This window comes from Actinoplanes sp. HUAS TT8, assembly GCF_051380535.1.
Classification (GTDB): Bacteria; Actinomycetota; Actinomycetes; order Mycobacteriales; family Micromonosporaceae; genus Actinoplanes.
Genome location: NZ_CP195646.1, coordinates 4,007,579 through 4,030,363, shown reverse-complemented (window position 1 = coordinate 4,030,363; position 22,785 = coordinate 4,007,579). Strand labels below are relative to the sequence as shown.

Below are 22,785 nucleotides of genomic sequence, written 5' to 3'. Positions count from 1 at the left end.
CATGACAGTTACGTGACAAACGACCCGCTCGCCGAGCCCGAGCCGTCATCGTCACCGCGGGCAGGCATCATGCGACTTATGAACGCGGTGCTGCTGATCGAGGACGACGACCGGATCCGGCTGTCGCTGGCCATGGCCCTGGAGGACGAGGGGTACACGGCCCGCGCGGTCGCCACGGCCGAGGAGGGCCTCACCGCGCAGCGCACCCAGCCGGCCGACACCGTGCTGGTCGACCTGATGCTGCCCGGCATGGACGGCTACGAGTGCATCCGGCAGCTGCGCCGCGGCGACGACGTGCCGATCGTGGTGATCAGCGCCCGCGACGACACCCACGACATCGTCGCCGCGCTGGAGGCCGGCGCCGACGACTACGTGGTCAAACCCGTCCGCGTGAAGGAGCTGGCGGCCCGCCTGCGCGCGCTGCGGCGCCGGGCCCGGGCCACGGCGCACCCGGTGCCGACCACTTCCGTGCTTTCCTTCGGAGATCTGGAGGTACGGCCGGAAGCCGGCGAGGTGCGTCTACGCGGCGAGACCGTGTCGGTGACGCGGACCGAGTTCCGCCTGCTGTGCGAGCTGGCCGACCATCCGGGGCTGGTGCTCTCCCGCCACCAGCTGCTGCAACGCGTGTGGGGCCACGAGTTCGGCGACGAGCGCGTGGTCGACGTCCACGTCGGCCGGTTGCGTCAGAAGATCGAGCCGGACACCGGCAACCCCCGGCACCTGGTCACGGTCCGGGGCCTGGGCTACAAGCTGCTGCCGTGAGACCGATCGGCCTGCGCGCCCGGGTCAGCGCCGCGTTCGCCGTCGGCGCGCTGCTGCTGTCGGTCTGCATCAGCCTGGTCTCGTACGAGTCGACCCGCCGCACCCTGCTCGACGAGCGCGAACGGACCGCGGTGCGGGCCACCTACTTCGACGCGACGGTGGTCAACGCCGGGATCGCCGGCACCGACCCGGACGTGCTCGAAGTGCTGCGGTCGCTCGACCCCGGCGCCGACCGGTACGTACTGCTCTATCTCGACGGGCAGTGGCACTCCCGCAGCGCCGACCTGGCCGCCGACACCGCCGTACCGGCCGGCATCCAGAAGCTGACCTCGGGGGGCGCCGCCACCGCCCAGCGCATCAGCCGGGACGGCCACCCGGCCCTGATCGTCGGCATCCCGCTGGCCGGCTCGGCCGCCTTCTACGAGATCGTGTCGCTGGCCGAACTCGAACGCACCCTGCGCACCCTCGCCCTGGTGCTGACCGCGGTCGCGATCATGGTGGCGGCCGGGGGAGCGGCGCTCGGCTGGTACGTCACCCGGCTCGCCCTGCGCCCGCTCACCGCGGTCGCCGACGCCGCCCGCGGGATCGCCGGCGGCGACCTGACCACCCGCCTCGACCCGGCCACCGAACCGGACCTGGCGTCGCTGTCGGCCGCCTTCAACGACATGGCCGACCAGCTCGCGCGCCGGATGGCCCGGGACCGCAGGTTCGCCGCGGACGTCAGCCACGAGCTGCGGTCGCCGCTGCAGACCCTGGAGGCGACCGCCAGCGTGCTGAGCAAGCGGCGCGACGCGCTGGACGAACGGTCGGCGGCCGCGGTGACCCTGCTGACGGCTGAGGTGGCTCGGTTCCAGTCCCTGGTCAACGACCTGATCGAACTGGCCCGCAGTGATCAACCCGTACAGCGGGAAGGGGTTGATCTGGCCGGGTTGGCCCGGCGGGTCTGCCGGTCCCGGGGACTTGAGGAGGAGCTGGTCGAGGTGGCGGACGGGGTGCCGGGGCAGTGGCCGCTCGATCGGCGACGGGTCGAGCAGGTCCTCGGCAACCTGGTCGACAACGCCGTCCGCTACGGCGGCGGCCCCACCGCCATCCGCATCGGCCTCACCGAGACCGACGCCGAGCCGGGCTCGGTGTTCGTCGAGGTCGACGACGCGGGACCGGGTGTGGCCGAAAAGGATCGGGTCGCGATCTTCGACCGGTTCGTGCGGGGACCGGCCGCCCACGCCCGGGGCGACAGCGACGGGACCGGGCTGGGCCTGGCCATCGTCGCCGAACACTCGGCGGCCCACGGCGGCCGGGCGATCGTCACCGACCGTCCGGGCGGCGGCGCCCGATTCCGCGTCGAACTGCCCGGGAGCCCGTCATGACCGTTGTTCGCCGGATTCTCGTCCTGGTCGCGGCGCTGCTCCTGACCGGGTGCGGCGTGCCGGTCCAGGACGAGCCGCACGACGTCACCCTGCCGCGGCAGCCGCTGAACATCACGTCCTCACCGGCCGCGACCGCGCCCTCCGGTGACGTGGCCCAGGTGTTGTGCCTGGTCCGCGACGGCCGCCTGGTCCAGGTCGTCCGCCGGGTCCCGGTCGCCCTGAACCCGCAGGGCGAACTCGACCAACTGGTCGCCGGCCCCGGCCCGAACGAGCAGTCCCGCGGCCTGTCCACCGCGCTGGCCACCACCGCGCTCACCGTCCAACTCCCGGCCGACGGGACCGCGGTGGTCGAGGTCGGCGACGCGGGGGAGGGGGCGGCCCGCAGCGACGAGGTCATGGCGTACGGGCAGATCGTCTGCACCCTGACCGCGCGCGCTGACGTCGGTGCGGTCACGTTCCAGCGGGCCGGCCGCCCGTTGCAGGTCCCGCGCGGCGACGGCACGCTCACCGACGCCCCGGTCCGGCTGTCCGACTACCGCTCCCTGTTCGGCCCGGCCTGACCAACCGGCCGCTTTGACACGGAACTGACACATCTTCGCGTGCCGGTCGCCACGTGGCCGGGCGAGTGTCGTCCTGCGAACGGAAGGACCAGCATGCCGGACATCACGATCGACGAACACGGCGGCGCGGCCGTCATCACCATCCGCGGCGCCCTCGACGCGGACGCCGCCCCGGCCCTGCGGGAAGCCCTCGCCGGCGCGGCCACCAGCCACCGGCGTGTCGTGGTGAACCTGTCCGGCGCGTCGCACATCGACCGGATCGGCCTGTCCGTACTGATCGCGGCCCAGGACCGGGCCAACAGCGACGCCGTGCAACTCTGCTTCACCGCGCCGTCCCCGGCCCTGCTGGCGGCCCTGTGCGACCTGCGCGCCGAGGATCTGCTCGCCACCCTCGACCCGGACCTGTCCCGCCCGGCACCCCCGGCCCTCCGGCCGGCCGGATTCAGCCTGCCCGGCCGGGCAGCCGTCGGATCCCCGGGCTGATCGGCCACGCCCTACGATCGCCGGGAGACTCGGCGTTCGGGGGAACCGTCTCTCGACGGACGCCGTCGTACCCCGAGGGGAAAGGGGTTCGACATGCGATCTCTGCTGGCCGGTGCCGTGACGGCGGTTGTGCTCGTGGCCGGTTGCGCCGGTCCGGAACCCGCCACCACCGCCACCACGCCGCCCGATCCGGTCGCGCTGGTCGGCCTCTGGAAACTGTCGACCGACAAGAAGACGACCGACGGCGTGCTGCGTATCAGCGCGGACGGGGAGATCGCCTGGTTCCAGGACTGCCTGGTACCGGCGGGCCGCTGGCGGGCCGACGACACCGGCCAGTTCGTGGGCTACATCGACAGCTACAGCACCGGCGAAGGCCTTCCCGGGTGTGCCGGGGCCGGGGAGCCTGACTACAGCAAGCAGCCGGACTGGCTGGCCCGGGCGGCCGGATACCGCATCGTCGGCTCCGAACGGCTCCTGGTCGACGCCGGCGGCGCGACCGTCGCGCGGCTGCGGCCCGGCGCGCGGCCGGTGTCCCGGGCCGACATGGCGTCCGACGTCACCGACGTACCCACCGTGACCGACGAGGACCGCCAGGCCCTGCGAGCGCCCGTCGCCCCGCTGCCGGCCGATCTGACCCCGGCCACCGCGGCCGGTCTGCTCGGCCGGTGGTCGCCGACCACGCGCATGCCCGACGTCTACCTGGAATTCCGCAGCGGCGAGTGGGAGGGCCGCGACGGGTGCAACACCACGACCGGCGGGTGGATCGTCGGCCCGGACGGCGCGATCCTGTCCACCTCGGGCCCGTCCACGCTGATCGGCTGCGACGGCGCCGACGTCGGCGGCTGGCTGACCCAGGCCGGCCGGGCCGGCTTCGACGGCGTCACCCTGGTCCTGCTGGACCCGACGGGCAAGGAACTCGGCCGCCTCGCCCGCTGAGCCGGCCCCGATCGCAAGCCGCGCCCAAGCTCTCAGCTGGTGCTCATGGCTGTTTTCCGGCCGGAAAACAGCCATGAGCACCAGCTGACAGCCCGCGCCCGCGCCCGCCGCCCGGGTGGGAAGGCCGCCGCGCGGCACGGTCCGTCCCCGCATGGTCCGTCCCCGCGCGGTCCGTCCCCGCGCGGGGCGGGGTGGGTGGTGTTCGGGGGTGTCGGGGCGCCGGGGAAGGGCGCCCCGACACCGGGGATCACGGGATGGTCAGCTTGCCGGTGAGGGTGTTGAAGATCGAGGCGACCTGCTTGCCGAAGGCGGTGACGGCGACGATGCAGATGCCGGCGATCAGGGCGGCGAGCAGGGAGTACTCGACGGCGGTGGCGCCTTCGTCGTCCCGGTGCGGAGAGAAGAAGCGGGCCTGGACGTACGCGTAGATCATGGTCAGCTTTTCCATGGCGGTCTTCCCTCACATCGAGCGCCGCCGGGTTGGCGGTGCAGGCGCTTGGTTCATCGGACCTTTCCCGGCGCTGCTGAAGACTCTGAAGTTGCAGCTGGGGTGCGCGGCGTTGCGAGGTTGCGGCCGGTCCGGCGGGCCCACCCGACCCGCGGCCGGCCGGAGTTGCGGCCCGGTTGCGGGAGCGCCGCGCACAAGTCGGGCGGTAGTGCGGCGGACCACACGGAGAGTTCGGTGGGGGAATCCTCAGACCGAGGTGGGCCGGGCCGATGGTCGACGGCATGGCTGCTGACCGGATTGACCCCGCCGGCCGGGAGACGATCCTGGCCGCCACCCTTGCCGAGCACCCCGACGCGTTCATCGCCGCCATCGCGCCGACCGGCCTGTTCGTGCCGTTGCCGGCCGAACTGACCGCCGGTACGCAGCGGCCGATCGAGGGACCGTCCTCGGCGCTCGGGCTGGCCGTGGCCGAGGATCAGCGGACGGTCATCGAGGCCTGGCACCGGGCGCTGGCCGAGGGCGTGGCGAACTGCGTGATCCGCCCGATCGCCGCCCCGGATCGGCAGGCCCGGCTGCACCTGATCGACGTCACGCCCCGCCTCGGCATCTTCGTCGGGCTGCTGACCGGGTTGCAGGATCACGCCGCGCCCGCGTTGCAGCTCGACGGCGTACGCCCGCGGCTGGTCACCGTCCACAAGGACGCGACCTCGGTGATCAGCGAGGCCGGGCCGGAGATCACCCAGTTGCTCGGCTGGTCACCGGCCGAGCTGGTCGGCCGCCGCACCCTGGACCTGTTGCATCCCGACGATCACGAGCGGGCCATCGCCAGCTGGATGGATCTGCTCAACAGTCCGCTCGGTGCGGCCCGCCGGGTGCGGCTGCGGCATCTGCACCGGGACGGGCACCCGGTCTGGTTCGAGATCACCAACCACAACCGGCTGACCGATCCGGATCGGCCCGGGATCGTGGCCGAGATGCTCGACATCACCGACGAGATGGCCGCGCAGGAGGCGGTCCGGGCGGCCGAGCAGTTGATGCGGCGGCTGACCGAGACGCTGCCGTCCGGGGTTCTGCAGATCGACGCCGATCGGCGCATCGTCTACCTCAACGACCGGGCGGCCCGCTGCATCGGGGTGAAGGCCGGCGAGGTGCTCGGCGAGGGCCAGTTGGACGCGGTGCTGCCGGCCGATCGGGATGCGGTCGACGAGGCGCTGGACGGGGTGTTGATCTCCGGCGGGGACGTGGATCTGGAGTTCGGGCATCGGCTGCCGGGCCGGGGTGTGCGCCGTTTCCGGGCCAACCTGCGGGCGCTCAGTGACGAGGCCGGGGCGGTGACCGGCGCGATCGTCTGCCTGGCCGATGTGACCGAGGACGTGCGGATGCGGGAGGAGTTGCGGCAGCGGGCGACCTACGACGGGCTGACCGGCTGTTACAACCGGGCGGCGACTCTCGGGGCGTTGCACGATGCGGTGACCGGCTCCGACGTACGGGGAACCGCAGTTGTCTTTGTTGATCTGAACGGCTTCAAGCAGATCAACGATCGCTACGGTCACGCGGCCGGGGATCTGCTGCTCACGCACGTGGCGACGCGGCTGCGGCTGGCCGTGGCCGACAACGGGCTCGTCGGGCGTCTCGGTGGCGACGAGTTCGTGGTGATCCGGCGGGAGGTGGCCGATGCCGAGCAGGCGCACCGGCTCGGCGCGGATCTGCTGGAGGCCCTGACCGGCGGCGGCATCGAGGTCAACGGCCAGGTGCTGGGCCCGGAGGCGAGCGTCGGGGTGGCCTGGGCGGCGAGCGGCACGACCGGGCCGGACGAGTTGATCGCCCGCGCCGACGCCGCCATGTACGAGGCGAAGAAGAACCGCACCGGCCCGTTCGCGCTGGTCCTGGCCGGATGATCAGTCGCTGACCATGATCGGGGACCAGCGCAGCTGATGTTTGCCGGGCGAACCGGTCAGGCGTACGCCGTCGTCGCTCGCGGCGAGGCGCCGGGCGCGCTGGAACATCAGGAAGCACAGGGTCATCGCGACAACCGAGAGCGCGATCAGAAATCCGGGCAGCTCGGAGGTGACGCCTTTGCCGTACATGGCGGCGACCGCGGCCACGTCCACGACGAGTCCGACAATGATCGCGGCGATGCAGAGCGTCGCCGTCCGTCGCCAGCGGGCCCGCAGCCGCTGGGTCTCGGCGACGCTGTAGAGCCGGCACTGCACTTTCTGACCGCAGTACTCGCACTCGACGACGGTGTCGGCGAGGCCGGTGTCCGGGCGGACCTCGAGGATGGGCGAGAGAACGTAGTCCTCCGAGCGCGGGTGGGCGATGCTGCGGTGGCCGATCGTGGATCCCAAGGTGCCTGCCTCTCGCTCTCCTGCTCCGAGGCCCACACTGTAGATCCGCCGGGCGACGGCCGGATGAATCGCGCGGCCCGGGTACGTACCGAAAGGTTTGAATCTCTAAGATCGCCCAGATGACAACGGCGGTGACCGATACGACGGCCCGGGCCGGCAGCGTGCCCGCGATCGTGCGGCGGCGGCTGGCGACGCTCGAGAACTGGCTCGACCCGTACTCCTGGCTGATCACCGCGGTCATCACGGTGGCCGCCGGGATCATGCGGCTGGCCGGGGTCAGCAACCCCAAGGGGTACGTGTTCGACGAGGTCTACTACCCGACCGACGCCTGGGACATGCTGCAGCACGGCGTCGAGTGGGACGAGAAGTCGGACTCGGCCGGCTACGTGGTGCATCCGCCGCTGGGCAAGTGGCTGATCGCGCTCGGCGAGAAGATCTTCGGCAACACCGAGCTGGGGTGGCGTTTCACCGCCGCGCTGGCCGGGACGCTGATGATCCTGATCCTGATCCGGGTCGCGTACCGGATGTTCCGCTCGGTCGTCCTGGCCGGGACGGCCGGCCTGCTGATGACCCTCGACGGCTTCCAGCTGGTGCTGTCGCGGACCGCGCTGCTGGACATCTTCCTCGGCCTGTTCGTGCTGGCCTCGTTCGCGGCCATGCTGCTCGACCGCGACCACTACCGGCGCCGCCTGCTGCGGGCCCTGGAGGACGGTCCGCTGGAACGGGCGCCCCGGGCCGTGCCGTGGTGGCTGCTCGCCGCCGGGGTGCTGTTCGGGCTGGCCTGCGGGGTCAAGTGGAGCGGGCTGTTCTTCCTGCCGTTCTTCGGCGCGCTGATCGTGGTCTGGCGCGTTCAGGCCCGGCGGTCGGCCGGGATTCCCGGGCTGCTCGGCGGGCTGGTCGGTGACCTCGGGTGGGGGCTGGCCAGTTTTGTCCTCAGCTTCGTGTTCTACCTGGCCACGTGGATCGGCTGGTTCGTCACCGACACCGGCTGGGATCGGCACTACCGCGCGCAGCAGGGGCTGAGCGAGCCGCCGGTGCTGGGGGCGCTGATCAACCTGCTGCACTTCCACCAGGGCGCGTTCGGGTTCCACACCGGGCTGACCAAGCCGCACAACTACCAGTCGTGGCCGTGGCAGTGGCTGCTGCTGGGGCGGCCGGTCGCGTTCTACTGGCCGCCGGACGCCGGCAGCGGCTGCGGCGCGCCCAACTGCATCCGCGAGATCCTGCTGCTCGGCACGCCGGTCCTGTGGTGGTCGTTCCTGCCGGCGCTGGCCTTGCTGGTCTGGTTCGGTATCTCCCGCCGCGACTGGCGGGCCTACGCGATCCTTACCGGCGCCGCGGCCGGGCTGGTCCCGTGGTTCTACTTCGCCGCCGCCGACAGCCGGACGATGTTCTCCTTCTACGTCCTGCCGGCGCTGCCGTTCCTGATCCTGGCCGTGGTCTACGTCCTCGGGGCGGTGCTGGCCTCACCCAAGGACCCGCTCTTCGGCACGGTAGCCGTCGCCGTCTACGTGGCGCTGGTGGCGATCTGCTTCGCCTACTTCTACCCGATCTTCGTGGGGCAATTGATCCCGTACGACTCGTGGATGTCCCGCATGTGGCTGGGCAACCGCTGGATCTGACCCGCCGCGGAACGTACGGCGATAACTCTGCGGGGTCACGCCCAGCGCGCTGTGCAGGTGCTGGCGCAGCAGGGTGGCGCTGCCGAAACCGGCCTCGGTGGCGATCCGCTCGACCGGCAGGTCACTGGTCTCCAGCAGGGTGCGGGCCCGGTCGACGCGCTGGGCGATCAGCCACTGCACCGGGGTGACCCCGGTCTCGGCGACGAAGTGCCGGCTGAACGTGCGCTTGCTCATCGACGCGTGCCGGGCCAGGTCGGCGATGGTCAGCGGCTGGTCCAGATGCCGCTGCGCCCACTGCCGGGTCGGGCCGGTGCCCACCGTGGAGACGGGCGGGGTCGGGTGCTGGATGAACTGGGCCTGACCGCCGTCCCGCCACGGCGCGACCACGCACCGGCGGGCGGCGTCGTTGGCCACCTGGGCCCCGTGGTCCTGCCGGACGATGTGCAGGAACAGGTCGATCCCGGCGGCCGCGCCGGCCGAGGTGAGCACCGGGCCGGCGTCGACGAACAGCACGTCGGGCCGGACGTCGACGCGCGGGAAGAGGCGGGCCAGGTCGCCGGCCAGCGACCAGTGGGTGGTGGCCGGATAGCCGTCGAGCAGGCCGGCCGCGGCCAGGACGAACGCCGACGTGCAGGTGCTGACGACCCGCGCGCCCGGCCGGATCAGGGCCAGCGCGGCTGTCGTGGCCGCATCCACCTCGCCGATGCGGCGCAGCTCGGCGGACGGCTCCTGGGTGGCCACCACGACGGTGTCGGCGCTGCTCAGCAACGTTTCGTCGTGGTCGGTGACGATCCGGAAACCGGCGTTGGTCTCGACCGGGGCGCCGCCGATCGAGCAGGTGGTGACCTCGTAGAGCCGCTGCCGGCCGGGGCCGAGCGCCTCGTTGAGGACCCGGGCCGGGATGCCCAGATCGAACGGGATCACGCGGGGGAGGGCCAGGACGGCGACGCGATGAGGCATGGCACGAATCTTACGTTCATTGCCTCTCGTGCCACTGGGGCGTATGCCCGTACGGCGGAAAAATAATGATCATGACGAGCGAGAACGCGATGAAAGCGGTCCGGCAGAGCCGATTCGGCGGGCCCGAGTTACTCACGATCGACGAGGTGAAGCGGCCGGCGCCGCTGCCCACCGAGGTGCTGGTGCGCGTGCACGCGGCCGGGGTGAACCCGGTCGACTGGAAGACGCGCGGCGGCACCGGGATGGCCGGAGTGCTCGGCGAACCGCCGTTCATCCTCGGCTGGGACGTGGCCGGGGTGGTGGAGGAGGTCGGGTACGGCGTGACGACGCTCGCCCCCGGCGACCGGGTCTACGGGATGCCGTGGTTCCCGCGGGCGGCCGGCGCCTACGCGCAGTATGTGACCGCGCCGGCCCGGCAGTTCGCCCGGATGCCCCGGGACCTGACGTTCGAGCAGGCGGCCGGGGTTCCGCTGGCGGCGCTGACCGCGTGGCAGGTGCTCACCGACACCGCGTTCGTCCAGCCCGGCCGGCGGGTGCTGATCACGGCCGCGGCCGGCGGCGTCGGTCACCTCGCGGTGCAATTCGCCAAACACCTCGGCGCGTACGTCATCGCCGTGGCCGGACCCCGCAACCAGGAATGGCTGGCCGGGCTCGGAGCCGACGAGGTCGTCGACTACACCACGAAGCCGCTGGACGCGCAGGTCAGCGACATCGACGTGGCGGTGGACCTGGTCGGGGACACCGTTCCGGTGGTGCGCACGGTGCGCCGCGGCGGTCTGCTGGTGCCGGTGCCCCGCGGCATCGACGCGGAGGCGGCCGCGGTGGCCGAGGAGGCGGGGGTCCGGGTGGCGCCGTTCCTGGTGGAACCGGACGGCGCCGCCCTGACGACGATCGCCGGGCTGATCGACCGTGGCGTCGTCAAGGTGGAGATCGCCGAGGTGTTCCCGCTGGAGCGGGTCGCCGACGCGCACCGGGCCGGGGAGGAGGGGCACACCCGCGGCAAGATCGTCCTGCGGGTGCGCGACTGAGTCCCGGCGTCAGACGGCCGCGGCGATGGCGGCGCCCACGAAGATCACCTGCAGGGCGGTCCGTAGCGGGAGCGGGGTCACCGGCCGGCCGCCGAGGGTGAGCTTGCGGCGGGCGGCCGAGACGTTGGCCGGGAACATCGCGAGCATCAACACCGCCAGGCAGATCGCCGCCACCGGTGCGACCGGCGGGATCAGCAGGCCGGCGACGGCGGCGAGTTCCAGTACGCCGGTGGCGGTGACCAGCCGGTCGGGCCGGGGGGAACGCCGCCTGGTCGACCGCGCACGGCTTCGCCGAACTGTTCCTGAGCGGCGCCCTGGCCGACGCGGCCGAGATCGACCCGGAGACCTACACCCGCGAGCTCATCGACCTGGCCTTCGGCCACCTGCGCTGACGCCCCGCGCGGGTGGCGCGGGCGCACGGTCATCCGGACGAGTGATGGTGATCTAGACGGTAAGGCCGGAGCTGTAACGCACCTCAACAGCAGTGACGGGCGATGGTCGCCCGGCTGTTAGGAGGTCGAGGTGTTCAAGAACGGACCGGGGAACGACCGGGGGCGCCGTAGCGAGTCACCCGGGTATCGGCTGGTCAGCCTGTTGCTCGCGGGGGTCTCGACCCTGGCCGCTCTCGTTCCGCTCGCACGCCACGTTCCGCCCGCGCCAGTCGTCGTGGTTCTGGTGCTGCCGGAGGAGACGGCCTGCCCGGGTGGACCCGGCAGCGACCTGCCGTGACTGATCGACCTCACTCACCGGACACTCAGAACAGGACGACTGTGACCGACAGCGACAACCGGCAGCGCGATGTGGCCGACCTCGTAGCCCGGATCCGCTCGGGTGACCGGGCCGAGGCGGCCTGGGCCGAACTGCTCGACGCGCGTTTCCGGCAGCGGATGTACCGCTCCGCCGGCAAGATCACCAAGCAGCGGGATTGGCTGGACACCGCCTGGTCGGCGGCCACGATGGTGATGGTCACCCAGGTCACCGCCGGCGGGCTGGAGGATCCGGCGAAATTCGAGCCGTACTTCCGCACCACCTTTCACCGTCTGGTTCTCAAGATCGCGGCGAAGGAGTCGGCGACCAGCAGCCGGTTCGTGCCGCTGCGGGAGGAGGCCCGCGTAGCGCAAGCTCCGAGCCGGCCGGTCGCCGACGAGGACGGGAAGCTCCGCTACCTGGAAGAACGAGTCCTGCGGGTCATGCCGCAGGCCCAACTCGAAGCGTTGCGGGTGCATCTCACGACCGGCAAACGCGGGGAGGAACTGGCGGCGGAACTGTCGAAGAACGGGACACCGATAAATGCCAATGCCGCCGCCGTACGGCTGAATCGGGCGCGCGACCAGGTGCGGGAGGCGCTGACCGCCGTGCACCTCGCCGACCTGGCCCGTCATGCCCGCCCCGGGACCGCGTGTCCGGACGTGGTCGAACGGCTCGGAGCCACCCGGGACCGGTTGCTGCCCGACGCCGACCGGAAATGGTTGTGCGGCCATCATCGCGGCTGCCGCCACTGCCGCCGGACATTGGAGATCTTTCCCCTGACCGAGCGTCAGATGACCGGAGCGCTGAACATGGTCGGCCGGACTACGGCGCTTCCCGTCCCGGGCGTCGGCGGCCTGTTCCGGGGCCGCTGGGCCGGGCCGGTGAAAGACGCGTTGACCGCGATGCCGACGTCGGTGGCGCGCACGGCCGCCGGGATCACCGTGGCCGTGGCACTGGCCGCGGCGGTCGGCATGTCCTACTCCCACGAGTCGCCGGAACCGCAGCTCCTCTCGCCCTACACGGCCGTGCCGGCCCGACGATCGCCGGCTGCGGCCGGGCCGGCCGTGGAGAGTCCCGGGTCACGGCCTGATCCGGGTGTCACCGGGCCCACGGCCGGACCGCATCCGCCCGCGACTCCCGATGCCGGGCGACCGGGTGAGCCCAGCGCCGGGGGCCGGTCCGGTGCGCCGGGCCGGACCGAAGGTCCCCGGGCTTCCGCCGCGCCGGGCCTGTCAGGCCGCACGATCACCAGTGCCCAGGCGTCGTCCGGCGCCCAGGCTTCCGTTCCGGCCGCGGCAGGGCCGGCCTCGGAAGGGCCGGCCTCGGAAGGGCCGGCTGCGGGAGGGCCGACCTCGGAAGGGCCGGCCGCGGAAGGGCCAACCTCGGGAGGACCGACCTCGGAGGTGCCGGCCGAGCCGGAGGTCACGGTGACCGCCGAGGCCGTGCGCCGCACGTATGTCGGGCCGTGCCCGCCGCCACCGGAGTCCGCACCCACCTTCCGGGCGACGATCAGGGTCAGTCGCGGCCCGGTGACCGTGACGTATCAGTGGTTGACCGGTAACGGCGGGAGTTCCGACCCGTCACTGAAGACGATCGTCTTCGACGGGAGCGGCCCGCAGGAACGGGTCGTCGAGTACATCGACACCGGTTACCTGCCCGATCGCACGACACCCGAGCAGGCCAGGCTGGTGGTGGTCATGCCGGTCGAGACGAGTTCCGGCGCGATCCCGTTCAGCACCACGTGCGTGACATCGCCGCAGGTTCCGGCGACCGGCGGGGCGGCCGCGGTGGCGTAGGAACGGGGCACTCACGGCCGTACCAAATCTAAGGTTTTCGCCAGGTGAAGGCCGTGGGGGCGGTCCAGTGGCGGACCATCGCCAGGATGCGGAAGAGGAAGACGGCGAGCGCCGCGCCGGTGGCGATGACGGGCATGGGCAGGCCGGCGCGGTCGGCGGTGGCCACGAGGACGGCGCCGGCCGCGGCCGGGATGGCGTAGAGGTCGGTTTCGACGCGGACCAGGGCCGGGGTCTCGCGGGCGGTGATGTCGCGCAGCACGCCGCCGCCGACCGCGGTGACGACGCCGAGCAGGACGGCCTGGACCGGGCCGAGGCGGTGGTCGAGGGCTTTCAGGGTGCCGGTGACGCAGAACAGGCCGAGGCCGGCGGCGTCGAAGACCAGGACCGGGAACGCCAGCCGGTGCACCAGCGGGTGGGCGAAGAAGGTGACCGCGGCGGCGGCCAGCGGGATGATCAGGTAGATGACGTTGCTGAACGCGGCCGGCGGGGTGCTGCCGATGATGACGTCGCGGACGATGCCGCCGCCCAGCGCGGTGAGCAGCGCCAGGATCACGATGCCGACGACGTCGAACTTCTTCTGGATCGCCATCAGGGCGCCCGAGGTGGCGAAGACGTAGAGGCCGACGAGTTCGAGAACGCTGACGACGGTGCTGGCGGACATCCCCCTAGCCTGTCAGTGGATCTCGTCGCCCCGGCGGGCGGTGGCGAAGCGGCGCTGGTAGGCCGCGGGTGTGGTCGACATCTTCTTGGCGAAGGCGCGGCGCAGGCTCTCGTAGCCGGGGAAACCGGCCCGGGCGGCCGCCTGCGTCGCGGTGTGACCCTGGTCGAGCAGGGCCCGGGCCAGGTCGAAGCGAATGTTCTCGACGTACCGGGCGGGCGTGGTGGACAGCTCCTCCCGGAACAGCCGGGTCAGGTGCCGGGTGCTCATGTTCAGGTGCTTGGCCAGCTCGCCGAGGGAGTGGTCGGCGCCCGGGTCGGCGGTCACCCGGTCGACGATCTTGTGCAGGGCGGGCGAGCGTGGTGGTGGCCCCTGCAGTGGTGCCGAGAACTGGGACTGGCCGCCGGCCCGCTGCATGTAGACGACCAGGAAACGGGCGACGTCGCGGGTCAGGTCGGGCCCGTGGTCGGCCTCGACGAGGGCCAGGGCCAGGTCGATCCCGGCGGTGACCCCGGCCGAGGTGTAGGTGGTGCCGTCGCGGACGTAGAGCGCGTCCGGCTCGACCCGGGTCGTCGGGCAGCGGGCGGCCAGCTCGTGGGTCACCCGCCAGTGCGTGGTGGCGCGTTTGCCGTCGAGGAGTCCGGCCGCGGCCAGCAGGAACGCGCCCGTGCAGATGGACGCGACCCGTCCGGCGGTGGCGGCCGGCTCGCGTACGGCCCGGGAAAGCTCGTCGGGAACGGGCTGGCGCGGATAACGGCTCCCGCCGGGAACCACGAACGTGTCGGGTGCCGGTTCGGCGGCGGCCGGGCCGTCGACGGCGATCCGGAAACCGAGGTCGGTGGTGATCTGCTCGCCGTCCGGCGACCGCAGCTCGACCCGGTAGTCGGCGCCGAACCGGTTCGCCTCCTTGAACACCTCGGCCGGGCCGGCGACGTCCAGCAACGTCACGCCGTCGTAGAGCAGGAACGCGACGCGGTGCATGTTTCCCTTCGTACCACAGCCGCCGGCGGTCCGGATTCGGGTGTTTCCTGGCCGGATCGTGGCGGTGCCGAACCGGCGCCCGCGGCCAGCATGGAATCATGCCAGAACTCATCGCGGGCATCGAGATTCCCGGTACGGAGGCGGTCGCCGCGGCGACCCGTCTCGTGCGGGAGACGACGAATCCGCTGATCTTTCACCATTCCCGCCGGGTGTTTCTCTTCGGCGAGATGCACGCCCGCCGGCTCGGCCTGGAACCGGACCACGAACTGCTCTATCTCGCCGCGATCTTCCACGACACCGGCATGCTGACTCCGTTCTCCGGCACCGAGCAGCGCTTCGAGGTGGACGGCGCCGATCACGCCCGGAAGTTCCTGCGGGAGAACGGTTTCTCCGACGAGGCCGGGCGGACCGTGTGGACCGCGATCGCGCTGCACACGACACCGGGAATCCCGGCCCGGATGGGACCGGAGATCGCCGCCACCCACCTCGGCGTGCTGACCGACGCGATCGGTTTCGGCCTGGACGTGCTGGACGCCGAGCAGATGATGGAAATCGTCGCCGCGCACCCGAGGGGCGACTTCAAGAAGGAATTCCTGCAGGCTACGTTCGACGGGATCAAGGGGCGGCCGGCGACGGCCGACGGCACCGTCTTCGCCGACGTGATCGAGCACTTCGTTCCCGATTTTCGCCGGGTGACCACCGTCGAGCGGATGCTCGGCGCAGCATGGACGAGGTGAACACCATGAAAGCCGTCATCGTGCGCGACCGGGACGCCGGCATCGGCGGGCTCACCCTGACCGACATGCCTTACCCGCACGCCGCCGAGAACGACGTGATCGTCCGGGTCCACGCCGCCGGTTTCACCCCCGGCGAGCTCGACTGGCCGGCGACGTGGACCGACCGCGCGGGTCACGACCGGACGCCGAGCATCCCCGGCCACGAACTGTCCGGTGTCGTCGCCGAGCTGGGCTACGGCACCACCGGCCTGACCGTCGGCCAGCGGGTCTTCGGGCTCTGCGACTGGGCCCGCAACGGCTCGCTGGCCGAGTTCGTCGCGGTCGAGGCCCGCAATCTCGCCCCGCTCGCCGCCGACGTCGACCACACGGTGGCCGCCGCGCTGCCAATCTCCGGCCTGACCGCGTGGCAGGGCCTGTTCGACCACGGCGGGCTCACGGTCGGCCAGACCGTGCTGGTCAACGGCGTGGTCGGCGGGGTCGGGTCGATCGCCGTCCAGCTCGCCCGGGAGGCCGGCGCCCACGTGATCGGGGCCGGCCGCAGCGGCGACCGCGACACCGCGCTCGCACTCGGCGTGCACGACTTCGTCGACCTGGCCGCCGGGGACCCGGCCGGCGAGGTGGACCTGGTGCTCGACGTCCTCGGCGGTGACGTCCTGAAGCGTCTCACCGGGCTGGTGCGCGCCGGCGGCACGGTGGTGACCATCGCCGCGCCGCCGGAGGCCGTGCCCGAGCGGGGGCGGGCGGTCTTCTTCGTGGTCGAGCCCGATCGCGAACGGCTGGCCGACCTCGCCCGGCGGGTCCGCGACGGACGGCTCAAGCCGCTGGTCGGGGCGGTGTCCCCACTGGCCGAGGCGCCGGCCGCGTTCGCCCGCAAGCGGACCGTCCCGGGGAAACCGATCATCCAGGTCGCGTGACCGGGGAATTCCCCGGTGCGAAGCCGCCGCGCGGTGGACCACCCTGACCACACGTACGTCGGCGGCGGCTTGTGATTGTGGGGTTTCCAGATGATGGCCCGGAGGACTGAGGGGACGACGGGATTCGGGAGTGAATGGCCGGCCGTGGTCGTCGCCATGGGGATTCTCGTGCTGCTCGGCGGGGTGCTCATCACGGCGACGGCCCGGTGGACGGCGGCCGAGCTGAAAGAACTCATCGGTACGCTGTCGCCGGTTCTGGGCGTGGTGACCGGCGCTTTCGTCACCTATTTCTTCACCCGCCAGGCGGCCGCGTCGGCCAGCGGGGCCGCACGGGACGCGGCCGAGGTCACCCAGAATCAGCTGTCCTCCCGTACGGATGAATTGCAGTCGCAGTTGCAACGAACCCAGGCCCTGCACAACGCGTTGAGTGTGGCGCTGGGAATGGCCGACGAACCCACGAGCCGCAAGATGCGGGAGGACCCGGCCATCGCGGCCGTCCTGGAACAGCATTAGGCCGGAAAGTGGCCGCAATGGCGGCGACGATGGGGTCATGACAGCGACGTGGAAGATCGAGCTCATTCCGGTTCCGGTCACCGATGTGGACCGGGCGAAAGAGTTCTACGAGCGGATCGGGTTCGTCACCGACATCGATCGCCAGGTGCACGCGGGTCTGCGGTTCGTGCAGCTCACCCCGCCCGGATCGGCGTGTTCGATCGCGATCGGGGTGGGCCTGACCGACAAGACGCCGGGCACCCAGGAGATCCAGGTGGTGATTCCCGATGCGTACGCGGTGCACAAGGAGTTGCTGGCCGCCGGGCTCGACGTCGGCGAGGTCGACGTGCAGCCGTGGGGCAACTTCGTGCACCTGCGCGACCCGGACGGCAACAAGTGGTCGCTGCAGGCGATGGATCGACGGCCCAACGGCTGAGCCGTGGTGCCGACTCCCGCCCGCCGTCGTGAGCAGGCGGGCGGGGAGGTCCGGAAGGGATCAGGCGGCGGCGAAGAAGGCGGCGATCTCCTTCACCGCCGGGTCCACGTACTCCGGCTTGTCGTACAGGTCCACGTGGCTGGCGCCCTCGACCCAGACCAGGCGCTTCGGGCCGGTGTGCCGCTGGAACGCCTCGATCCCCATCCACGCGGTGACGGCCCGGCGACCGATGATCGACAGCAGCGGCCGGTCACCGATCAGCGGCACCGCGGTCCACGCGTCGAACAGCGCCAGGTGGTCGATGCTGGCCCACGGCATCGCCCTGGTCGAGCGCGGGTGCTGCCCGCGCGGCGTGCAGTAGTACTCGACCCCCTCGAAACCGTGCTCGCCGCCGAGCTCACGACCCTGCTCCGGCGTGGCCGGGAACAGCGGGAAGCTCTGCGGCCCCTCGCCCCGGGCCTCGGCCGTCCGGGCGGCCGCGGCGGCGTCCAGCAGGCCCTGGAAGACGGCCGGGTCCTGGTCACCGTCGGCGCCGAAACGGAACTGGCGGGCGATGTCGACCCCGCTGACCGTGGCCACCGCCCGGATGCGGTGATCGGTCGCGGTGGCGTTGAGCGTGTACCCGCCGGACGCGCAGATGCCGAGCGCGCCGATCCGGCCGGCGTCGACCTCCGGGCGGGTGGTCAGATAGCTGACGGCCGCCTTGAGGTCCTCGATGCGGTGCGCCGGGTCCTCCAGCCCGCGCGGCAGACCCTCGGACTCGCCCTGGTAGGCAGCGTCGAACGCGAGCGCCGCGAAACCGTTCTCGGCCAGCTTGCTCGCGTAGAGGCCGGCCGCCTGTTCCTTCACCCCGCTGCCGGGATGCCCGACGACCACCGCGGGAAGGCGATCGCCGTCCGGTAGGTAGAGGTGCCCGGCGATCTTCAGGCCCTGGCTGTCGAACTCCACAGTGATTTTTTGCATGGCGGAATCGCCCTTTCTTGCCGGTGATTTCTTTCTTTCCCGTACGGTGCCTCGCCCGGGTCCCGGGTGGCCCCGGTGACCGACCCTGGTCGTCTACCGGACCGGGGTCGCAGCGCCGGACCAGGCGGCCAGGATGCGCAGCGCGTCGTGCGACGGCGTGCCCGGCTCGGCGGTGACGATCATCAGCTGCTGGCCGCTGCCGTCCGGACTGCTCCACACGTCACAGTCGAGAGTGAGCTCGCCGACGACCGGGTGCCGATAGTGCTTGGTGCCGTAGCCGGCGTTGTTGACCCGGTGCTCGGCCCACCACGTACGGAAATCGTCGTCCTTGACCGCGAGGTCGCCGACCAGCCGGGCCAACTCCGGATCGTCCGGGTCGGCGGCGGCCCGCATGCGCAGCGCGGCGACCGCGTCGCGGGCGTCGTGCCGCCAGTCGGTGTGCAGCGCCCGCAGCGCCGGATCGGTGAAGAGCAGGCGCACGTAGTTACGCTCCCGGGCCGGGACCGCGGCGAAGTCCGTGAACAGGGCGGCCGCGGCGTCGTTCCAGGCCAGGACGTCCATGCGCCGGCCCAGGACGATCGCCGGGGACTCGGTGAGCTGGTCGAGCAGGCGCCGCATGGCCGGGCGCAACCGCTGCGGCGCGGGCCGACGCCGAGGTCGGGCGTCGGACTTGCCGGCGATCTCGTAGAGGTACGCCTCCTGGCCGTCGTCCAGGCGCAGCGCCCGGGCCAGCGTGGCCAGCACCGAGGCGGACGCGGCGACCCGGCCCCGTTCGAGGCGGGTGTAGTAGTCGACGCTGATCGCGGCCAGCGCCGCCACCTCCTCGCGGCGCAGCCCCCGGACCCGGCGCGGCCCGTCGAGTGCGGGCAGGCCGAGGGCTCGCGGCGTCAGCTCGGCGCGGCGGGCCTTGAGGAAGTCCCCCAGTTCGGAAGTGGTCATGACGCAATACTGCGTGTCATCCGGCAGCGGAGGCAGGGCGAATTCCTGCCCCCTCACCGAGTCGGTCAGCGTTTCCGGAACACCCACCAGCGGGATGCCGAATAGGTGAAGGCGGCGACGAAACCCGACGCGGTGACGCGGGCGACGGCCAGCGGGAGGCCCAGCGCGGCCAGGCCGGTGGTCACGCCGACGGTGATGGCGTAGTCGCCGGCGAAAACCGCGACATACCGCAACGCCTGGGGGCCGGCCGGGGCGTGGGAGCGGAAGTTCACCGAACGATTCAGCAGGAAATTCACGACAAACGCCGTCAGGTACGCGATCGACACCGCGACCGGCCTCGACAGCGGCGTCCAGTGGCGCAGGGCCGCCAGCAGCGCCAGATCGACCGCGAACGTGAACGAGCCGAGAATGGCGAAACCGGCCATGTCCCGGGTCACCACGCGACGCACGCGCGGCGGCAGCCGGTCGACCCAGCCGGTCAGGGCGTCGCCGACCCGCTCGGGCCATCGAACGCCGGTGGTGCTCTGTTCCTGGACCGCCATCCCGCATCGTTTCCGTCGTGCGGCGCGTCCCCGGCGGCGCCGGCCCGGGCGCAACAGTACTTGGTGACTTCGCTTCCGCGGGCCCGGCGGACCAACTCGCGGCGAACGTCGGGCGGGCTACGGATGAAGGCGGGCGCGGCTGGGCGGGCGGGGGCTCACGACGTACCCCGGCAATGGTCTTGGTCTTATCCGGAGAACGACGACGCAGGACAGGACCAGGAGGCCGCCGATCAGCTGGATCGGGGTCAGTGATTCGCCGAGAGTGAGGGCGGCCAGGGCGGTGGTGACGACCGGTTCGAACGTGGACAGGATGGCGGCCGTCGATGGGCCGGTGCGTTTCAGGCCGGCGAAGAAGGTGAGCATCGCGGCGACCGTGGAAATGACCGCGATGCCGATGAGCCAGATCCAGGCCGACGGCGGAAAGGTGAACGAGGTGCCGCCGGTGACCAGGGTTCGCGCGGTCAGGCTGACCGCGGCCCCGGTCATGACCAGGGTGGACAGGAGGACCGGGGCGACCCGGCCGACGACGGTGTCGGCGACGAGGATGTAGATCGTGTAGGTCAGCGCGGCGCCGAGACCGAGGAGCACGCCGACCGGCTGAACGCGTCCGCCCCCGGCCCCGAGCAGCACCAACAGGGTCCCGGCGGAGGCCGCGGCCAACGCGACGATCCGAGCCGGGGTGAGCCGTTCCCGGCCGAGGACGGCCGCCGCGACGGTGACCATGATCGGGAAGGTGTAGAGGACCAGCGACAGCAGCGACGCGTCCATTCTCCGCAACGCCGCGAAATACAGACCGGCCTGCGCGGCATAGCCGATCGCGCCCAATCCGAGGGCGGTCACCAGCACCCGTCCGCGCACCGGCCGAAGGTCGTTCCGCCGAAAAGCCAGGACCATTCCCAGCAGTACGGCGGAGAGGGCGAACCGCACGACGAGAAGCGCTTCCGGCGTGACCCCGTCGTCGTAGGCGAGCTTGCCGAAAATCGCCATCGCGCCGAAACAGGCGGCCGAGACGAGACACAGGAGTGGACCCATGCCCTCAGCGTCCGGCCGCCGACCGAACAGGTCCAGCGATGATTCCCGATGCTGACCCGTTAGGATTTCCGCATGGTCGCGCTGGATCTGCGGCGGTTACGGTTCCTCCGGGAGTTCGAGGAACGCGGCACCCTGGCCGCGGTCGCGGCCGCCCTCGGCTACAGCCCGTCGACCGTGTCGCAGCAGCTGGCCCTCCTGGAGAAGGACGTCGGCACGCGACTGTTCGAGAAAGCCGGCCGGGGCCTGCGGCTCAACGACGCCGGGCGGTTGCTGGCCCGGCACACCCACGTCCTGCTGTCGGCGGCCGAAGCGGCCGAGGCCGACCTGGCCGCACTCGGCGGCGACATCCGCGGCACGGTCCGCGCCGGCGGCCTGCAATCGGCGGCGCGGCGCCTGCTCGTGCCCGCGGTGGCGCGCATGATGGCCGACCACCCGCGGGTCCGGGTCGAGGTGTTCGAACTCGAACTCGAACAGTCCCTGCCCGGACTGCGGCTCGGCCGCGTCGACCTGGTGATCGGCGACGAGTACGACGGGCATCCGCGCCCGCGGCCGGCCGGGCTCCGGTTCGCGGTCGTGCTGGAGGAGCCGATCAAGGTGGTGCTGCCGGCGGCGCATCCCCTGGCCCGGGCGGGTGGCCCGGTCGCGATCGCCGCACTGCGAGCGGACGTCTGGACTGCCTCGGCCGAAGGCACCGGGCATCACGCGATGGTGGTCGGCACCTGCCGGGCGCTGGGCGGATACGAGCCTGACCTGCGGCATCGCTCCAACGACGCCGACGTGCAACTCGAACTCGTCCGGGTCGGGGCGGCGGTGGCGCTCATGCCGCCGCTCGCTCTCCCCGATGACGATCATTCCTTCGCCGTACGGGAGGTGGCCGAGACCGCGTTGACGCGGCGCCTCGTCGTGGCGACCCGCGACACACCGCCCGCGCCGGCGTTGACCGCTTTCCTCGACGCGGTGCGGGCGTACGCCCGGCCCCACCAGAGCGACGGTGACCGGTCGGGTGGGCCGGCCACGGCCGTACCGTGAAGGATTGTTCTACGATCTGCACGTGACCGACGAGTGGGGTACGCGGCTGGCCGGGGATCGGGCGCTGCTCGACCGCGGCAGCACGGCCGAGCGTGTGGCGGACATCCTGCGGCAGCGCATCACCGAGGGGGTGTTCCTGCCCGGCACCCGGCTCAGCGAGGAAAGTCTGCGCGAGGCACTGGGGATCTCCCGGAACACGCTGCGCGAGGCGTTCCGGCTGCTCTCGCACGAGGGGCTGCTGGAGCACCAGCTCAACCGGGGTGTCTTCGTGCGGCTGCTGAGCACCGACGACATCCGGGATCTGTACGCGATCCGCCGCATCCTGGAGTGCGGCGCCCTGCGCAACCTGACGACGGTGCCGCCGGACGCGGCCTCGCCGGCGGGCGCGGCGATCGAGGAGGCCGAGCGGGCGGCCGCGCTCGGGGACTGGGGTGCCGTGGGCACCGCCAACATGCGCTTCCACCAGGCGATCGCCGACCTGGCGGGCAGCCGGCGGGTGGCCGAGACGGTCCGCGGCCTGCTGGCCGAGTTGCGCCTGGTCTTCCTGGTCGTGGCCGACCCGCGGCAGCTGCACGAGCCGTACCTGGCCGGGAACCGCGCGTTGTACGAGCTGCTGGCGGCCGGCGATGCCCGGGCGGCCGAGGAGGCGTTGCAGCGCTACTTCGACGACGCCGAGGCGCAGCTGCTCGCGGCCTACGCGGCGGCTCGGTAGGAGCCGCCCGGCGCTCGGGTCGGACTCTCGTCGCGAGTTATTCACCGGAAGTCGGCCGCGCGCCGCACCCGGATGAGCGACGGCCTGCCGACCCCCGGCTGCCACGACGGCCAGGCGATCTTCGACGGGGCCGCGGCCGGGTCCGGCTGATCCGCAATCACGAGCTGGACCTGGACATTCCCGGATCGGTCAGCGGGCGCTGGGCAGGGTCAACGCCTACGACCGGGCGGCGCCGGCGAGCTCGCCGGGGCGAGTTTCACCGCGGACGGCCGCACCTGTTCATCAACCTT

Annotated in this window: 24 protein-coding genes and 2 pseudogenes; 16 read left to right on the top strand and 10 right to left on the bottom strand. The window is 72.0% G+C overall.

What is annotated here, in order from left to right; genetic code table 11:
* Positions 1-78: 78 nt before the first annotated feature.
* The 5 genes from ACSHV8_RS18320 (at position 79) to ACSHV8_RS18300 (ending at position 4,108) form a co-directional block, all read left to right on the top strand.
* The gene (locus ACSHV8_RS18320; protein WP_436534649.1) at positions 79-762 is read left to right on the top strand and encodes a response regulator transcription factor; all 684 of its coding nucleotides are present in this window, start codon (positions 79-81) and stop codon (positions 760-762) included.
* Positions 759-2,129, top strand: a complete 1,371-nt coding sequence (locus ACSHV8_RS18315; RefSeq protein ID WP_436534646.1) for a sensor histidine kinase — start codon at positions 759-761, stop codon at positions 2,127-2,129. The genes ACSHV8_RS18320 and ACSHV8_RS18315 overlap by 4 nt, the downstream gene beginning before the upstream one ends.
* A complete protein-coding gene (locus ACSHV8_RS18310; protein WP_436534644.1) occupies positions 2,126-2,689 on the top strand; it encodes a GerMN domain-containing protein in 564 nt (187 codons plus the stop codon). The genes ACSHV8_RS18315 and ACSHV8_RS18310 overlap by 4 nt, the downstream gene beginning before the upstream one ends.
* Before the next feature lie 93 nt (positions 2,690-2,782).
* Positions 2,783-3,172, top strand: coding sequence for an STAS domain-containing protein (locus tag ACSHV8_RS18305; protein WP_436534642.1), 390 nt, complete (start codon positions 2,783-2,785; stop codon positions 3,170-3,172).
* Positions 3,173-3,265: 93 nt separating this feature from the next.
* Positions 3,266-4,108, top strand: coding sequence for a hypothetical protein (locus ACSHV8_RS18300; protein WP_436534640.1), 843 nt, complete (start codon positions 3,266-3,268; stop codon positions 4,106-4,108).
* A gap of 247 nt (positions 4,109-4,355) precedes the next feature.
* Here the strand turns inward: ACSHV8_RS18300 and ACSHV8_RS18295 are convergent, their stop codons facing one another.
* A complete protein-coding gene (locus ACSHV8_RS18295) occupies positions 4,356-4,556 on the bottom strand; it encodes a Flp family type IVb pilin (RefSeq protein WP_436534638.1) in 201 nt (66 codons plus the stop codon).
* A 281-nt stretch (positions 4,557-4,837) separates the two neighbouring features.
* Between ACSHV8_RS18295 and ACSHV8_RS18290 the strand changes: the two genes are divergently transcribed.
* Complete coding sequence (locus ACSHV8_RS18290) at positions 4,838-6,454, top strand: diguanylate cyclase domain-containing protein (RefSeq protein WP_436534635.1); 1,617 nt, start codon at positions 4,838-4,840, stop codon at positions 6,452-6,454.
* Here ACSHV8_RS18290 and ACSHV8_RS18285 read toward each other — a convergent pair whose 3' ends face one another.
* A complete protein-coding gene (locus ACSHV8_RS18285; RefSeq protein ID WP_436534633.1) occupies positions 6,455-6,904 on the bottom strand; it encodes a hypothetical protein in 450 nt (149 codons plus the stop codon).
* Between the two features lie 119 nt (positions 6,905-7,023).
* On the opposite strand from ACSHV8_RS18285, the gene ACSHV8_RS18280 reads away from it, so the two are divergent.
* Positions 7,024-8,526, top strand: coding sequence for a dolichyl-phosphate-mannose--protein mannosyltransferase (locus tag ACSHV8_RS18280; protein WP_436534631.1), 1,503 nt, complete (start codon positions 7,024-7,026; stop codon positions 8,524-8,526).
* Between the two features lie 75 nt (positions 8,527-8,601).
* On the opposite strand, the pseudogene ACSHV8_RS18275 reads toward ACSHV8_RS18280, so the two are convergent.
* Positions 8,602-9,486, bottom strand: a pseudogene (locus ACSHV8_RS18275) (GlxA family transcriptional regulator); the annotation flags it as partial.
* A gap of 71 nt (positions 9,487-9,557) precedes the next feature.
* Here ACSHV8_RS18275 and ACSHV8_RS18270 point away from each other — a divergent pair.
* Positions 9,558-10,514, top strand: a complete 957-nt coding sequence (locus ACSHV8_RS18270; protein WP_436534629.1) for an NADP-dependent oxidoreductase — start codon at positions 9,558-9,560, stop codon at positions 10,512-10,514.
* Positions 10,515-10,523: 9 nt separating this feature from the next.
* Here the strand turns inward: ACSHV8_RS18270 and ACSHV8_RS18265 are convergent.
* Positions 10,524-10,778 (bottom strand): annotated as a pseudogene (locus ACSHV8_RS18265) (DoxX family protein); the annotation flags it as partial.
* A gap of 258 nt (positions 10,779-11,036) precedes the next feature.
* Here ACSHV8_RS18265 and ACSHV8_RS18260 point away from each other — a divergent pair.
* Both ACSHV8_RS18260 and ACSHV8_RS18255 read left to right on the top strand, forming a co-directional pair.
* Positions 11,037-11,243: a hypothetical protein gene (locus ACSHV8_RS18260; protein ID WP_436534627.1), complete on the top strand. Its 207-nt coding sequence runs from the start codon at positions 11,037-11,039 to the stop codon at positions 11,241-11,243.
* A gap of 41 nt (positions 11,244-11,284) precedes the next feature.
* A complete protein-coding gene (locus ACSHV8_RS18255) occupies positions 11,285-13,060 on the top strand; it encodes a hypothetical protein (protein ID WP_436534625.1) in 1,776 nt (591 codons plus the stop codon).
* A gap of 28 nt (positions 13,061-13,088) precedes the next feature.
* Here ACSHV8_RS18255 and ACSHV8_RS18250 read toward each other — a convergent pair whose 3' ends face one another.
* On the bottom strand, positions 13,089-13,721 hold the full coding sequence (locus tag ACSHV8_RS18250; RefSeq protein WP_436534623.1) for a trimeric intracellular cation channel family protein: 633 nt from the start codon (positions 13,719-13,721) through the stop codon (positions 13,089-13,091).
* Positions 13,722-13,733: 12 nt separating this feature from the next.
* Entirely contained in the window at positions 13,734-14,699 is a 966-nt protein-coding gene (locus tag ACSHV8_RS18245; RefSeq protein WP_436534621.1) for a GlxA family transcriptional regulator, read from the bottom strand.
* Positions 14,700-14,797: 98 nt separating this feature from the next.
* Between ACSHV8_RS18245 and ACSHV8_RS18240 the strand changes: the two genes are divergently transcribed.
* From ACSHV8_RS18240 to ACSHV8_RS18225, 4 genes are all read left to right on the top strand, one after another.
* On the top strand, positions 14,798-15,436 hold the full coding sequence (locus ACSHV8_RS18240; RefSeq protein WP_436534619.1) for an HD domain-containing protein: 639 nt from the start codon (positions 14,798-14,800) through the stop codon (positions 15,434-15,436).
* Positions 15,437-15,441: 5 nt separating this feature from the next.
* Positions 15,442-16,350, top strand: coding sequence for an NADP-dependent oxidoreductase (locus ACSHV8_RS18235; RefSeq protein WP_436534617.1), 909 nt, complete (start codon positions 15,442-15,444; stop codon positions 16,348-16,350).
* A gap of 156 nt (positions 16,351-16,506) precedes the next feature.
* Entirely contained in the window at positions 16,507-16,863 is a 357-nt protein-coding gene (locus tag ACSHV8_RS18230; protein WP_436534615.1) for a hypothetical protein, read from the top strand.
* Between the two features lie 37 nt (positions 16,864-16,900).
* Entirely contained in the window at positions 16,901-17,278 is a 378-nt protein-coding gene (locus ACSHV8_RS18225; protein WP_436534613.1) for a VOC family protein, read from the top strand.
* Between the two features lie 60 nt (positions 17,279-17,338).
* Here ACSHV8_RS18225 and ACSHV8_RS18220 read toward each other — a convergent pair whose 3' ends face one another.
* The 4 genes from ACSHV8_RS18220 to ACSHV8_RS18205 all read right to left on the bottom strand — a co-directional run bounded on the left by ACSHV8_RS18220 (position 17,339) and on the right by ACSHV8_RS18205 (position 20,754).
* Entirely contained in the window at positions 17,339-18,241 is a 903-nt protein-coding gene (locus tag ACSHV8_RS18220; RefSeq protein ID WP_436534611.1) for an alpha/beta hydrolase, read from the bottom strand.
* Positions 18,242-18,334: 93 nt separating this feature from the next.
* Complete coding sequence (locus ACSHV8_RS18215) at positions 18,335-19,180, bottom strand: helix-turn-helix domain-containing protein (protein WP_436534609.1); 846 nt, start codon at positions 19,178-19,180, stop codon at positions 18,335-18,337.
* A 65-nt stretch (positions 19,181-19,245) separates the two neighbouring features.
* On the bottom strand, positions 19,246-19,722 hold the full coding sequence (locus ACSHV8_RS18210) for a GtrA family protein (RefSeq protein ID WP_436534607.1): 477 nt from the start codon (positions 19,720-19,722) through the stop codon (positions 19,246-19,248).
* A 117-nt stretch (positions 19,723-19,839) separates the two neighbouring features.
* Positions 19,840-20,754 carry a DMT family transporter gene (locus ACSHV8_RS18205; RefSeq protein WP_436534605.1) on the bottom strand — a complete coding sequence of 305 codons (915 nt, stop codon included), beginning with the start codon at positions 20,752-20,754 and terminating at the stop codon, positions 19,840-19,842.
* A gap of 72 nt (positions 20,755-20,826) precedes the next feature.
* Here ACSHV8_RS18205 and ACSHV8_RS18200 point away from each other — a divergent pair, with 72 nt between their 5' ends.
* Both ACSHV8_RS18200 and ACSHV8_RS18195 read left to right on the top strand, forming a co-directional pair.
* Positions 20,827-21,783, top strand: coding sequence for a LysR family transcriptional regulator (locus tag ACSHV8_RS18200; protein WP_436534603.1), 957 nt, complete (start codon positions 20,827-20,829; stop codon positions 21,781-21,783).
* A 4-nt stretch (positions 21,784-21,787) separates the two neighbouring features.
* Entirely contained in the window at positions 21,788-22,495 is a 708-nt protein-coding gene (locus ACSHV8_RS18195) for a GntR family transcriptional regulator (RefSeq protein WP_436534601.1), read from the top strand.
* Positions 22,496-22,785: the final 290 nt, after the last annotated feature.

Bases quoted from the DNA above. Each gene is read 5' to 3' on its own strand.
- ACSHV8_RS18290 (WP_436534635.1), top strand. From the start codon at position 4,838: ATGGCTGCTGACCGGATTGACCCCGCCGGCCGGGAGACGATCCTGGCC.
- ACSHV8_RS18320 (WP_436534649.1), top strand. From the start codon at position 79: ATGAACGCGGTGCTGCTGATCGAGGACGACGACCGGATCCGGCTGTCG.
- ACSHV8_RS18230 (WP_436534615.1), top strand. From the start codon at position 16,507: ATGGGGATTCTCGTGCTGCTCGGCGGGGTGCTCATCACGGCGACGGCC.
- ACSHV8_RS18210 (WP_436534607.1), bottom strand. From the start codon at position 19,722: ATGGCGGTCCAGGAACAGAGCACCACCGGCGTTCGATGGCCCGAGCGG.
- ACSHV8_RS18310 (WP_436534644.1), top strand. From the start codon at position 2,126: ATGACCGTTGTTCGCCGGATTCTCGTCCTGGTCGCGGCGCTGCTCCTG.
- ACSHV8_RS18205 (WP_436534605.1), bottom strand. From the start codon at position 20,754: ATGGGTCCACTCCTGTGTCTCGTCTCGGCCGCCTGTTTCGGCGCGATG.
- ACSHV8_RS18270 (WP_436534629.1), top strand. From the start codon at position 9,558: ATGACGAGCGAGAACGCGATGAAAGCGGTCCGGCAGAGCCGATTCGGC.
- ACSHV8_RS18235 (WP_436534617.1), top strand. From the start codon at position 15,442: ATGAAAGCCGTCATCGTGCGCGACCGGGACGCCGGCATCGGCGGGCTC.
- ACSHV8_RS18240 (WP_436534619.1), top strand. From the start codon at position 14,798: ATGCCAGAACTCATCGCGGGCATCGAGATTCCCGGTACGGAGGCGGTC.
- ACSHV8_RS18295 (WP_436534638.1), bottom strand. From the start codon at position 4,556: ATGGAAAAGCTGACCATGATCTACGCGTACGTCCAGGCCCGCTTCTTC.
- ACSHV8_RS18200 (WP_436534603.1), top strand. From the start codon at position 20,827: ATGGTCGCGCTGGATCTGCGGCGGTTACGGTTCCTCCGGGAGTTCGAG.
- ACSHV8_RS18250 (WP_436534623.1), bottom strand. From the start codon at position 13,721: ATGTCCGCCAGCACCGTCGTCAGCGTTCTCGAACTCGTCGGCCTCTAC.
- ACSHV8_RS18300 (WP_436534640.1), top strand. From the start codon at position 3,266: ATGCGATCTCTGCTGGCCGGTGCCGTGACGGCGGTTGTGCTCGTGGCC.
- ACSHV8_RS18245 (WP_436534621.1), bottom strand. From the start codon at position 14,699: ATGCACCGCGTCGCGTTCCTGCTCTACGACGGCGTGACGTTGCTGGAC.
- ACSHV8_RS18220 (WP_436534611.1), bottom strand. From the start codon at position 18,241: ATGCAAAAAATCACTGTGGAGTTCGACAGCCAGGGCCTGAAGATCGCC.
- ACSHV8_RS18280 (WP_436534631.1), top strand. From the start codon at position 7,024: ATGACAACGGCGGTGACCGATACGACGGCCCGGGCCGGCAGCGTGCCC.
- ACSHV8_RS18225 (WP_436534613.1), top strand. From the start codon at position 16,901: ATGACAGCGACGTGGAAGATCGAGCTCATTCCGGTTCCGGTCACCGAT.
- ACSHV8_RS18305 (WP_436534642.1), top strand. From the start codon at position 2,783: ATGCCGGACATCACGATCGACGAACACGGCGGCGCGGCCGTCATCACC.
- ACSHV8_RS18215 (WP_436534609.1), bottom strand. From the start codon at position 19,180: ATGACCACTTCCGAACTGGGGGACTTCCTCAAGGCCCGCCGCGCCGAG.